Origin of the sequence: Lewinella sp. LCG006 (genome assembly GCF_040784935.1) — a bacterium.
Taxonomy (GTDB): domain Bacteria; phylum Bacteroidota; class Bacteroidia; order Chitinophagales; family Saprospiraceae; genus Lewinella.
In genome coordinates this window covers 2393539-2406490 of sequence record NZ_CP160680.1, presented here as the reverse complement: position 1 = coordinate 2406490, position 12952 = coordinate 2393539, and the positions used below count along the sequence as shown (strand labels likewise).

Genomic DNA, 12952 nt, shown 5'->3' with positions numbered 1-12952 from the left:
ATGGCCTCTTCGTCTAAGCCCCGGCCTCATCTATCGAATATGTCGGCGTCCTATTTGGGGAATGTCTTTTTTTTCTTCATCTTGTGTTGATTGATCGGATCTATTCAACAGTGCACGATAAATTATTATGAAAAATAAAACAGTGGCCGGTATCTTGGCCCTGGTTGCAGGCTACATGGGATTGCATCGCTTCTACCTCGGGCAGGTAGGATTAGGTATTGCGTACATTGTACTGCTGCCCATTTTTCTGGTTAACAATTTTTGGGTTTTTCTTTTTATTGGCGTACTAGATGCGATCATCCTTTTCTCGATGGACCAAGGTGCTTTTGATGACAAATACAACAAGCACCTTGAAAGAAACCAAGGATCGTTCAAAGACCGTAATGACCGGAGGCGAGAAAACAGAAACCAGCGTTACGAAGACCGGAATAGTCGGCGTTATGAGCAGGTAGCTCCCAAACGTACGGCCACTCCTAAAAACAACCCCCATCTCAAAGAAGGTAAGGCAAAATTTGAAGACTATGATTACGAAGGTGCCATCATTGCCTTCAACAATGCCCTTAAGATCGACCCAAAAAACATTGCGGCACATTTCAACCTGGCTTGCGCGCATTCCTTAATGGAACATAAAGACAAAGCCTTTTATCACCTCGACCGAGCAGTAGCCCTTGGCTTTGATGATACGGAGGTAATCAAGACCCGTGACCATCTTGCGTACTTACGTATTCAACCCGAGTTTTTACCCTTTGAAGCCAATGGTTTTCGCCTGGCCAAGCAACTAAATACTCCTCAGGAGAATCTATTAGACAAGCAAGCTCCTCCCCAGCAAAACAGCCAAGGTGACCTACTGGATCAGTTGCAAAAACTGGCAAAACTAAAGGAAAAAGGATTGCTGACAGAAGAAGAATTTCAAGTGCAAAAAGAAAAACTTTTGCGCTAAATACCCGAACACAAACTCCCCATGAACATGACTGCTGAACAACTTATCTCCGACGTAATTATTCCTCTCCGCACTTCTGACACGGGAGAAGAAGCATTAGGCATTATGAACGAATTTTATGTTCGTCACCTGCCTATTGTCAATCAGCACGAGTTACTGGGATTGCTCTCAGAAGATGATATTCTTGATCACGATGCGGAAGCGGCTGTAGGAAGTTACAAACTCAGTTTGCAGCACCCCTTTGTACGCACCAAAGATCACCTTTACGATATTATTCGCCTCGTAGCCGACCACCAGCTAACGGCCATTCCGGTAGTCGACGAAAAGCGGCACTATGTAGGGCTCATTACCGCAGAAGACCTCCTTCGCCATTTTGCCGAAAGTGGCACCTTCCGGGAACCCGGCGGAATTATTGTTTTGGAGATGCTTCGCCAGGATTATTCCCTTGCACAACTTGCCCGGATCGTAGAGTCGGAAAACGCGGTCATCCTGAGTGCGCATGTACAAACCTTTCAGGAATCGCCACGCATTGAGGTGACCCTTAAGGTTAACAAACAAAACATCACCAATATTCTTGCTTCTTTTGAACGCTTCGATTTTGTGATCAAAGCGACCTTCAACGAGATCGAATATTTCGATAGCCTGCGCGAACGATACGATAGCTTCATCAGCTATTTGAATGTCTAAATCCAAGTTACAAGTTTTTGGTATTCGCCATCATGGCCCCGGCTCTGCCCGCCGACTTATGCAGGCATTAGAGAGCTGGCAACCCGATTGCTTGCTGGTGGAATTCCCAGCAGACGCCCAAAAGGAATTGGAACAAATGGGCCAACTGGCGCTCGAGCCTCCGGTGGCATTGGTCGTGTATGATCAAAATGATATTCAACAAGCCTACTACTATCCTTTTGCCCGGTTTTCACCAGAATGGCAAGCACTACGCTGGGCAGCCAGAGAGGGCATTCCCGCTCAGGCGATTGACTTACCCGTAGGCACACAACTCGGCCTCAAGGCACAAAAACAACTGGAAGTAGGAAAGCAATTGCCCGGTGCCTGGCAACGTGACCCCCTCGGAGAGGTAGCACTGCTAGCAGGTTTTACCGATCGGGAACAATGGTGGGACCTGACCTTTGAACAGGAAACCGATGACTTTGCGCTCTTTCACGCCATCAACGAACTCATCACGACCCTTCGGGCGGAAGCCCATCACAACAGCCGCGAAACCTTACTGCGAGAAGCCTTCATGCGCCAGGAATTGCGTAAGGCACTGCGCGGTGGTTTCGAACGCATCGCTGTTGTTTGTGGTGCCTGGCACAGTCCGGCACTGTTGGAGGTAGCCCGTTACAAAACAGCTGCTGACACGCAGGTGTTACGTGGTTTGCCCAAGGTGAAGGTAAAAGCAGCCTGGATTCCCTGGAGTTATCCGCGCTTGTCTCGCGAAAATGGTTACGGAGCTGGTGTCCACTCGCCCGCCTGGTACGAATTGCTCTACGACTACAACCGGGAAGCCACCATTCACTGGATGGTCAAAGCGGCCCAACTCTTGCGCCAGGAGGGCTTGGATACCTCGCCAGCGCATGCCCAGGAGGCTGTACGACTGGCCTACACACTGGCAGGCATGCGCGGACAAAGAATCCCAAATTTAGAAGACCTGCGCTCCGCCGCACTCAGCATCCTTTGCCACGGCGCGGAAGAACGCTTGCAGCTGATTGAACAAGTCCTGATGTTGGGCGAAAAAGTGGGACAGGTACCCGAGAACGCCTCGGTCGTCCCTCTCCAGAAAGACTTCACCCAAAGCTTGAAAACCACTCGCCTCAACAAATACTGGGGAATCACCGGCGAGCAATGGCTAAAAGGCACCAAAACCAACCCACGTGGCGGCATTGATTTGCGCGAGGACAATGATCGGCTCAAAAGCCAATTATTGCACCGCTTGCAGATCCTGGATATCCACTGGGGGCGGCAGCAAGAGGTAAGTGCCAATGATCTCGGGGCCTTCAAAGAGTTGTGGCTGCTGCACTGGCAACCCGAATTTAGCCTGAGCATTCTGGAAGCCGCCATGTGGGGCAACTCCCTTGCGGAAGCCGCCGATAATAAGCTCCGCCAACAAGACCCAACGGCCAACATTTTACAATTGGCCCAAGCCGTTTTACTGGGCTTAAAGGCCGATTTGCGCCAAGCCGTAGAGGTCGTCACCAAGCAACTGCGCGACCGCTCGGCACTTACCAAAGATGTGCAGGAGCTGTTGGCAGGCTTGCCCACGCTCATCAAGATCATCCAGTACGGCGACGCCCGCAAGACCGATGTGACGGCACTGGCCATTTTGGTAGATGAGATTGCGCCAAGGTTAGCTGCTGCCCTCCCCGCTTCGGCCATGAACATTGACGAAGAAGCCGCCCGATTACTACTGAGTGACTTTTTGGCTACCCACCGCGGCTTGTGCCAGTTGGCCCTGCCCTTGCTCGATGACCATTGGTGGCCAGCCGTAGAAAAACTGGCCAATATTCCCGGCATCGCGCCGCTGTTGAAAGGCCTGGCTACCCGCTTGCTCTTTGATCAGGAAAGACTGGACCTGGAGACCACTAGTCAGCGTTTGGATTATGCCCTTTCCCCGGGCAATGAACCCCTGGAGGTCACCAACTGGTTGGCCGGTTTCTTAAACGGTAGTGGTTTGCTCTTGCTCCACCACCCACCCTTATGGCAATTGGTCGATCGCTGGGTGCAAGCCTTGCCTATGGATGAATTGGAGCCCCTCCTGCCGCTCTTGCGCAGAACTTTCGCCCAATTCAGTCCGGGCGAGCGGCAGCGCATGTTGGGTTTGGTGCAGAAAGGTTATGCACCGGAAGAGGCGCAAAAAGTAGATAAGGAAGCCGCTCCCGCAGAGGTTTCGCCGCTGGCGGAGGATTTGTTGGTGGCGGTTCGGGGGTGGATTATGGAGTGAGTTTATAAAAAACAATTCAAATGAATGTAATAATAACCGGTTCTACCGGAATGGTTGGTCGTTCTACCCTCAATGAGTGCTTGGTGAATGACAAGGTGGAAGAAGTTCTTATTGTCAATCGTAGAGAACTGGGGATTTCACATCCAAAACTCAAAGAGGTCATCCATTCCGATTTTACGGATTTCAGCAAGCTAGCCAAGGCGTTTTCAGGCTTCGATGCGTGTTTTCATTGCATGGGCGTTTCCTCTGTAGGCAAAAGCGAGGAAGAATTTCACAAGTTCACTTTTGAAATCACAAAATCGTTAGCTGATACTTGTTATGCCGCTAACCCTGAAATGGTTTTTAATTATGTATCCGGTATGGGTACCGATTCCAGTGAGCAAGGACCAACCATGTGGGCCAGGGTGAAAGGTAAAACAGAAAACTATGTACTGAACAAAGGATTTAAAGATGCTTACATGTTTAGGCTTGGAGCACTTATTCCTGAAGGAGAAGTGAGTTCGGGAACCAGCTGGTATAAATACATCTATCTACTCATGAAGCCGTTTTACCCATTACTGAAAAGAATAAAATCGGTAACGACCAGCAGCAAGTTTGGCAAGGCTATGATAAATTCCGTGCATGCCAACCAGGATTTGAAGCATTTGGAAGGAGCAGCTATTAATCAGTTAGCAGAAAATGGTTAAGAGAAAGACTTACATGCCCTTAAATGAACTTATATGGTTAAAAAATCTCAATCCCCCACCACCCTGGCAATGGTCATCCCTACCAGCAAAATAATAATCAGGTAAACCAATCCCAGAGCAGGATCATGACGGGCCGAATCCCACAGCGGTTCAACACGTTTCCAGCCTGCGGTAAAAGCACCGATCACCAGGAGGGCAATCAAAATCCAACGTCCTTTACGCATACTGCCAGCATTTAAAAGTTACGCTTGTTGCTTCTGATCTTAAGGATCAGCAAAGCTAACAGCAAAAGGATGACCGTGGCGGAGAGGAGCATGGTTTCCGTTTCTCCAAGTTGCATATTTTCTGGCACCATAACTAGCGTATGTATTGTGCAATCATTGATTGTCTGAATAATATCGCTAATTTAGCGGTTTGCTAAACCCCAACCTAGTATTTGTGGTTTGCATAGTGTAACAAAAAGACAGCAGGGCTCATTTGAAGCGCTATATACATGGCTAAATCAGCATCACCTCTTACGGAGGACATCGACATCAAAGAAGATTTATTCAACGACGATTATATTCAGGTAATCGGTGCCGCTGAGCACAACCTGAAAAACATCAACGTGGCTATCCCACGGGACAAGCTCGTGGTGATCACCGGGATCAGTGGCAGCGGAAAATCGTCCTTGGCCTTTGATACTATCTATGCCGAAGGTCAACGCCGCTACATGGAGACCTTTTCGGCTTACGCCCGCCAGTTTATTGGCGAAATGGAACGGCCCGAAGTAGAGCAAATCACGGGCCTCAGTCCGGTGATCAGTATTGAGCAAAAAACGACGGGCCGCAATCCCCGATCTACAGTGGGTACGGTAACGGAAGTTTACGATTTTCTCCGCCTTTTGTACGCCCGAATCGGCGAAGCTTACAGCTACGAGACGGGTAAGAAGATGGTGAGCTACACCGAGGAGCAAATCATGGAGCAGATTTTTTCTGATTTCCAGGATCGCAAAATTTCGGTACTCTCTCCACTGGTACGTGGCCGTAAAGGGCACTACCGCGAGCTTTTTGAGCAGATGCGCAAACAGGGTTACACCAAGATGCGGATTGATGGAGAGATCACCGACCTGACGCCAGGGCTACAAGTAGATCGCTACAAAGTACACGATATAGAGCTGGTCATCGACCGCATAAAGGTGAGTGAAGAACGGCGCGACCGCCTATCGAGCAGCCTGCAAATAGCCCTGAAAATGGGTGGCGACCTGGTAATGATCGCTGATCACGAGGGCGAAAATGTCGTCGCGTTTAGTAAGAGCCTGATGGATGCCGAGAGTGGCCTTTCTTACGAAGAACCCTCGCCTAATACCTTCTCCTTTAATTCCCCTTACGGCTACTGCCAGGAATGCAAAGGCTTGGGTGTAGTAAACCAGGTGGATGAAGACAAAGTCATCCCCGACCGCAGTAAAAGTATCAACGAAGCAGGCATTGCTCCTTTCGGGGAAGTGCGAGATAACATGACCTTCAAGCAGTTGAGGGCCATTGCAAAAAAATACAAGTTCAGCTTTTCTACACCTATTGACGAGATACCAGCAAACGCCCTAAAAGCTATTCTGGAAGGTGGCGATGACAGTTTTCGTATCAATAGCAGTAGCACACATGACTTCTCCTACAACCTTGCCAAAGAAGGCATTGTGCCGATGCTGAAGCGGTGGTACGACAATTCAACCTCGGAGAAAATCCGCCGTTGGGCCGAAGACTTTATGACCATCAGCACCTGCCCTACTTGTGAGGGGCAGCGACTGCGCAAGGAAGCCCTCCACTTTAAAATCAATGAAAAGAACATTTCCGACCTGGCTGTTTTGGACCTTGTAGCCCTCAACGAATGGATGGAAACTGTGGACCAGCACCTGAGCGATCGCCAAAAACTGATTGCCCGCGATATTATCAAAGAGATCCGGTTTCGCCTGGACTTTTTGCTACAGGTAGGCCTCGATTATTTGAGCCTCGACCGCCCCGGCCGAACCCTCTCAGGAGGGGAAGCACAACGGATTCGTTTGGCAACACAAATCGGCTCCCAACTAACGGGGATCACCTACATTCTGGACGAGCCCAGTATCGGCCTCCACCAGCGCGATAACCAACGCCTGATCGAAGCACTGCGGGAGTTGACAGACATTGGCAATACCGTACTCGTGGTAGAGCACGACCGCGACATCATGCTGGCCTCTGATTACCTCATCGATCTGGGTCCTGGTGCCGGGCGACTGGGTGGTGACCTGGTAGCTCAGGGCATTCCAGCCGATATTGTTGCCGCTGGTAAAACCACTACTGCGCTCTATCTAAGCCGCAAAAAAGACATTGAACTCCCCGCAGAACGCCGCAAAGGCTCTGGTAAGTTTATGGAACTGAAAGGGGCCAGTGGGAATAATCTCCAGGATGTCAGTGTGAAAATACCGCTGGGTACTTTTACCTGTGTGACGGGCGTGTCGGGCAGTGGAAAATCTACTTTGATCAATGAAACGCTGTACCCGATCCTGCGGCAGCATTTTTACCGCAGCCTAAAGCCGCCTTTGGCGTACAAATCTTTCAAAGGGCTGGAACACGTAGACAAGGTTATAGAAATAGACCAATCACCAATTGGGCGGACACCGCGTTCCAACCCCGCTACTTACACGGGGGTCTTCACGGATATCCGTAGCTTGTTTGCCAACCTACCGGAAGCTAAAATCCGAGGGTATAAAGCTGGTCGTTTCTCCTTCAACGTGAAAGGTGGCCGGTGTGAAACTTGCCAGGGTTCAGGGATGCGACGCATTGAGATGAACTTTCTCCCGGATGTTTACGTGGAATGCGAAACCTGCCTCGGGCGGCGCTACAATCGCGAAACATTGGAAATTATCTATAAAGGAAAATCCATCAATGATGTACTGGAAATGCCGGTACAAGAAGCCGTGGATTTTTTCCAGCCGATTCCCAAAATCTACCGAAAATTAAAAACCTTGCAAGAGGTAGGCTTGGGTTACATCACCCTCGGCCAGCAAGCGACCACCCTCTCCGGTGGAGAAGCACAGCGGGTGAAGCTCGCCGAAGAGCTTTCAAAGCGAGATACCGGAAATACCATTTACATCCTGGATGAACCTACCACCGGCCTCCACTTTGAAGACATTCGCTACCTCCTCAAGGTATTAATGAAACTGGTAGACAAAGGCAACACCGTGATCGTCATTGAGCACAACCTCGATGTCATCAAGGTCGCCGACCACATTATTGACATGGGGCCAGAAGGTGGTCGCCGTGGCGGTACGCTGGTGGGCAGTGGTACGCCTGAGCAAATTGCCAAAAACAAAAAAAGCCACACGGGGCATCACCTGAAGATTGAATTGGCGGAGACGATGGCAGGGGAGCAGTAATTTTGCTTCGTAGGGGCGGGTTTGAAACCTGCCCCTACGGAGCAAAATTATTCTTTCCCTTCGCTTAGCTTACGCCTTACATTTTCTAAATTCTTTTCAAAAAATTCGAGATCTCTATCCTGGTTTTCTCTGGCAATATCAACCGCCTTTTGGTAATTCTCGAGGGAGGCCGTCAAATCACCTTCCATCATCAATGCTTCGGCGTAGCTATCAAATACGTTGGCGGAATTGGGATGGAGAAGCGTATTTGCACGAAAAATTGCTTTTGCTATTTGAGGCTTTTTGTGCTCCATCAAATATTCGTAACCCAACATATTGATATCTCCTTCTCCTAACAAACCTGCCTCCTCGCAAGTGGTTAAGCCTTGGAGAATTTCCTCTTCTGATTTCCCGGCGGTGTAATGATCAAGTTTGCTGTTCAGGTCCGAAAACAATTGGGTATACTTTTTCTTGGTTGCCGCGCGGTAGTTTTCAGCAGCGGTTTGTGCGAGTTGGTGTGTTTTAGCAAAAGCTTCCTCAACGGTGGTTACTACTTCCGGAACGACGCCCACACCTTCCCAGTTTGTTTTGGTAATCGGGTTGATGGCTTTGCCCATGGGAATAAAAACTGTCAAATTATCATTAATCACTCTGGTTCCCCCTGGATTAGCGCCACCGCCAGTGGTTTGGCCTACCAAGGTTGCTCTTTTCTGGGTTTGCATGTTGTAAGAAAATTCTTCAGCACCGGAAAATGTTCGGTCACTGGTAATGACAAACAAGGGAACGTCCGGCATTTTTGCACCGCCCACTTCTTCCAAGGTCCAGAACTCTTCCGTTTGATCTCCTTCTCGCCAGTAGAGGCTATTCAAGTGTACTTTTTGATCAAAGAAATAACTGCACAAGTACTGGACCATCCGAGGGCTTCCGCCGCCGTTTTTACTCAGATCGAAGATGATAGCATCGGTTCTCGCCATTAAGGCCATCGCAGCATCGGCACTGGCCTGCGCATTTTCCAGGCCGGCAAAACCTCTTAAATCAAGGTAGCCTACGTTGCCTTCCAAAATTTCAACACGATTGAAACCGTAGCTTCCCCGGCGGGATCTTTCGATCCAATCCAGACGCTCTTCGAGCCTTCTTTCGGGGGTATTGGGTTGGGCTTCATAAGGTGGGTTGACCCTGACCCGCATGTGCTTATCGTGGTTGATCTCTTGCACTGAGGTTGTCAAAGCTGCCGCAAAAGATTCGTCATCGGTAAACTGATCAAAATGACCTGCTTGCCATTGGGCCATTAAGTGCTCTTCGGTTTGTTTGGCTACTTCCGGAAACACGTAAAAATCATTCATTAAACGAGCAAGTTGCTGGATCGCTTGCTCTTTGTATTTCGCCGTAATCGTTTCCTCTTGGGCAATGGAAACATTCATCTGGATCAAGCATACAACGAGCAGTAATGATAGTTTGGATACTATTTTCATTTTATTTCTGATGATTGGTGAGTATTAAAATTACAAAATAAGACAAGGCTAGGCCCTACCTACCAAGAGGGTAAGATGCCTAGTCGCAAGTTTATGATGTAAGAACTTGTTAGAAAGTTTTACTCACCCGTATTCAAGAAAAATTGTACGCCGAGATCAATACCGATTTGTACCGTTTCGTTGGCTGGGTTAATGCGGAGGCTTGGTCCGATCTCGAGTGCTATATTAGGCGTAAGGAAACTATTGACCCCACCGCCTAAGCCAAAACCCACATTGGTATCGCTTATTGAAGTCTCAACCCCAAAGAAGTCATTTTTTGCCCGACTATGATTGATATTCAGACCACCACCGATAAACCACATGCAATGCTCTCCTGTAGAAAGGTAGTAGCGCATTTGTGGACTGATACCCAGAATGGTGTTGTTGATTTGAAATCCACTGAACTCACTTCGACTGAACCAGGTTTGCAAACTGCCACCAATGGCCAATTGAGGATTGAGAAAGTAAAACAATTGGGGCACTAGTGAAATCCCCCTGCTGATGTTATCCCCCAAACCAAAACTAGCTGAACCTGTGCCTCCGATCATCAGCGTACCGCGTTGGAGACTAGCCGTACCTGATTTACGATTATTGTACATCTCGTCATTGAGATAAATATTAAGGGTAGCACCAATGCCTAGCGAGCTCACATTGTCGGTAGAGAGGTCACTGTCTCGAAATTGCAGATAGGCATCGAGACCTATGCCTGGTGCCAAAAAGTGCGTAACTCCTGCCTGAAGCCCAAAAGGATAAGTCTTGAAATCAGATTCGTCAAGGGCTGCAATAAACCCCACCTGGGCCTGCCCATAGAAGTAAGTATTCCCGGTAGATTCAGGGTTGAAGTAATAGCGAACAAATGGAGCAGCACCAACGCTGGTGAAACTATCTTCAAAGTCTGTAGTCGTACTGACAACAATAGAAGAACCAAGCAATACGTGATCTGACAAGAAATAGCCTAAATCTGGAGTAACTCGCAAACCAAATATGGTAATATCGTTGCCAAAGTTTGTGGAAAGCTGCCCCAGTCCACCATAAACGGCATTGCCTGTTCCACGAGCCCCTGCTGCGCCTAGAAAGCGGGTGCCCTTGGTGAGCTGGGCCTGAGCAGTAAAACAAAGAGCAAGAGAAAGGAGTAGAAATAGAGAAAAACGCTTCATAAAATAAGTTTTTATTAGAGAGAATTTAGAAATACGTCAAATATAATTCATTTACAACAACTTATCCGCCCAATAATTCCAAGACCGAAGGTGCCCAAAGCTTTATCGTAAAATAATAAGTTGCCAATACCAGAAAAGCCGTGGCAAGAAAAACCAGGACGGTAGCACCAACTTTCACCCCTTGGGATTGCAAGCCCTCGTGGCGACCAATAAAGATTTCGGCCACCAATAAATTGGGGAGATAGAACCAAAAATCCATGAAGTAATCAAAAGGCCCGTGAAAGTCGGAAGTATGGCCTAAACCATCGGTAAAAAGAAACCAAAAGCCATAATCCATTCGGTACAACCAGGAACCAATCGCCAGTGCAAACAAGCGAATGGCCCAGGCTCGGTGTTGCTCCAGGCGGCCCGCCCGAGCGTAGCGAATGGTCTGTACCGCCGCCCCAAACATCAGGATACCGTAAAGCGCAAAGGCCACATTCATCACCGGCCCTCCAATGGTATCCTTGACCAGGATGAAGACCAAGCCACCGATGGCCGTAAGCATCGCCGAGACCACGTACAAGCGCCCCAGCCAGCGGTGCACCGCCGGGTAACGGACCCTTACCGACTCAATCAATTGGATACAACCCAACACCAGGATAATCCCACCCGCCGCGAAGTGGAGCCCAATGCCCAAAGTCGCCATACGGGTAGAGGTGTCAAATAAGCCGGGGAGAACTTTATTCCATAAGTTTGTTTCTTCGAGCAACAAGGCGGCGAAATAGAACAGCAGGATATAGAGTCCAAAAAAGGTAGCACTCAGCCATACGATTCCTACCAGCAGCTTGGTAGCGAGGCGGAAAATTTGATCTGTTCTGGAGATAAAAGTACTAGACATTTGTAAAAAGGGATAAGGGTAAAAAGCGATTAGTCGTCTTTTCCAACAGCGCTAATTTAACGTAAGGTTGGAGGTATTACATGCGACCCAGTCTGGCAGCCAGACTGGGTCGAACATGGTGTATTGATTTTGAAAATCAAGCGATTAACACCAAACCTCACGCTAATTTAGCTGATCAAACATGCTTCTTACCACTATTCTGTAATCTTTTAACTTTCCTGACTTTGGTGGTCGTAATGGCTGAGGGATTCGAGCATGTTTAGTAAATCTAAATCATCTCGAATCCCTATACGCTCTACCAAAGGGCGCAAAGCGGCCTTTGTCCCTATACTGACTTATATCTCAAACGCCCCCACTGCTTTTTCGCAACCTTCCCAATTGATTTGGATGTTTGCCTCATCGAACAGAAGGTCTTCGGGCGTCAATTTTTCCGGGAAGCCGTTCCAACCTTGGCCGTCGGGGCCGTAGAAGTCGCCTGATTGTGCCTTGGGGTCCATCGCGGCCCTGATGATGCCGGTAGCACCATCTTCTGCAGATTGCGCCATGTTCATGAATTCGGCGTCAGCGTCCATTCCTCCAACTGCGGCGCTCGTTGTGGCAAGCTCCGTTTTCGCCAAACCAGGATGTGCCAACAGGGAGAGAACATTGGAAATATTGGCTGCTTCCAACTTATTTTTGAGTCCGTAGGTAAAGGCGGCATTGGCCAACTTGGTCTGATGATAGCGCATCCATCTTGGGCCCCGGAAACTAAAATTCTCTTCTTCCGTACCATCGCCTCCGAGGTCGCCACCTTTTTTCTCAAAGTATTCAATCGCCAACGGTGGCCCCAACCGTGCCATTGAAGAATGGTTCACGATACGGCCTTGGTCGCTTAATCTAAGTAAGGGGAATAATTCTTTCGTCAGGAGAAAATGAGAGAGGACATTGGTCTGCATCTGCACATCATAGCCATCTGGTGTTGCTTGATCACGAAGTGCCATGACGCCCGCATTGTTGACCAGCACATCTACGATACGGTATTTGCGTTTGATTGACTCCGCCGCATTGCGCACACTTTCGAAACTTTGCAAGTCGCAAGCGATCGGGTCGAACTTACCCTCAGGAACTTCCGTCTTCAGTTGATCGAGTGCTTTTTCCGCGCGTTCACTTTTGCGGTTCAAAAGGATGACGGTGGCTCCTTTTCGGGCTACTTCTTTGGCACATACATAGCCGGTGCCGCTGGTGGTGCCCGTGATTGCGACCACTTTCCCGGTCATGTCTTGGGTATGATGCTCTAAGACCTGATCGAGATACTTGGTTGGTATTTGACTTGACATATTGTTTTTCTATTTAGAAGAAGGAACAGATTAGGGTATCAGATAGTTTTGTGAGCTTTTGCGCTCTAATTTTTCTAAAATGTTTACATGTCTAAGTTTTTATGCCCTTGTTAGGAATTGATTCTTCTGCATTTTCCGATCCCTATACCCTGTACTA

General features: G+C 48.6%; 10 protein-coding genes. 5 read left to right on the top strand and 5 right to left on the bottom strand.

Annotated features, from left to right (window positions below):
• The first annotated feature begins 127 nt into the window (after window positions 1-127).
• Genes AB0L18_RS08325 through AB0L18_RS08310 form a run of 4 tightly spaced genes read left to right on the top strand, consistent with a single transcriptional unit; the run spans window position 128 to window position 4564 of the window.
• Window positions 128-940: an NINE protein gene (locus tag AB0L18_RS08325; RefSeq protein ID WP_367392129.1), complete on the top strand. Its 813-nt coding sequence runs from the start codon at window positions 128-130 to the stop codon at window positions 938-940.
• Window positions 941-961: 21 nt separating this feature from the next.
• Window positions 962-1627: a CBS domain-containing protein gene (locus AB0L18_RS08320; RefSeq protein WP_367392128.1), complete on the top strand. Its 666-nt coding sequence runs from the start codon at window positions 962-964 to the stop codon at window positions 1625-1627.
• The gene (locus tag AB0L18_RS08315; RefSeq protein WP_367392127.1) at window positions 1620-3878 is read left to right on the top strand and encodes a DUF5682 family protein; all 2259 of its coding nucleotides are present in this window, start codon (window positions 1620-1622) and stop codon (window positions 3876-3878) included. The genes AB0L18_RS08320 and AB0L18_RS08315 overlap by 8 nt, the downstream gene beginning before the upstream one ends.
• Window positions 3879-3898: 20 nt before the next feature.
• Window positions 3899-4564, top strand: a complete 666-nt coding sequence (locus AB0L18_RS08310; RefSeq protein WP_367392126.1) for an NAD-dependent epimerase/dehydratase family protein — start codon at window positions 3899-3901, stop codon at window positions 4562-4564.
• A 47-nt stretch (window positions 4565-4611) separates the two neighbouring features.
• Here AB0L18_RS08310 and AB0L18_RS08305 read toward each other — a convergent pair whose 3' ends face one another.
• A complete protein-coding gene (locus AB0L18_RS08305) occupies window positions 4612-4788 on the bottom strand; it encodes a hypothetical protein (RefSeq protein ID WP_367392125.1) in 177 nt (58 codons plus the stop codon).
• 269 nt (window positions 4789-5057) lie between these two features.
• On the opposite strand from AB0L18_RS08305, the gene uvrA reads away from it, so the two are divergent.
• Window positions 5058-7952 carry an excinuclease ABC subunit UvrA gene (gene uvrA, locus AB0L18_RS08300; protein WP_367392124.1) on the top strand — a complete coding sequence of 965 codons (2895 nt, stop codon included), beginning with the start codon at window positions 5058-5060 and terminating at the stop codon, window positions 7950-7952.
• A gap of 47 nt (window positions 7953-7999) precedes the next feature.
• On the opposite strand, the gene AB0L18_RS08295 is transcribed toward uvrA, so the two are convergent.
• The 4 genes from AB0L18_RS08295 to AB0L18_RS08280 form a co-directional block, all read right to left on the bottom strand.
• Window positions 8000-9403, bottom strand: coding sequence for a S41 family peptidase (locus AB0L18_RS08295; RefSeq protein WP_367392123.1), 1404 nt, complete (start codon window positions 9401-9403; stop codon window positions 8000-8002).
• 119 nt (window positions 9404-9522) lie between these two features.
• Window positions 9523-10599: an outer membrane beta-barrel protein gene (locus AB0L18_RS08290; RefSeq protein ID WP_367392122.1), complete on the bottom strand. Its 1077-nt coding sequence runs from the start codon at window positions 10597-10599 to the stop codon at window positions 9523-9525.
• A 61-nt stretch (window positions 10600-10660) separates the two neighbouring features.
• Window positions 10661-11479, bottom strand: coding sequence for a DUF2306 domain-containing protein (locus AB0L18_RS08285; RefSeq protein WP_367392121.1), 819 nt, complete (start codon window positions 11477-11479; stop codon window positions 10661-10663).
• Window positions 11480-11814: 335 nt separating this feature from the next.
• Entirely contained in the window at window positions 11815-12795 is a 981-nt protein-coding gene (locus tag AB0L18_RS08280; RefSeq protein ID WP_367392120.1) for an SDR family NAD(P)-dependent oxidoreductase, read from the bottom strand.
• Window positions 12796-12952 lie beyond the last annotated feature (157 nt).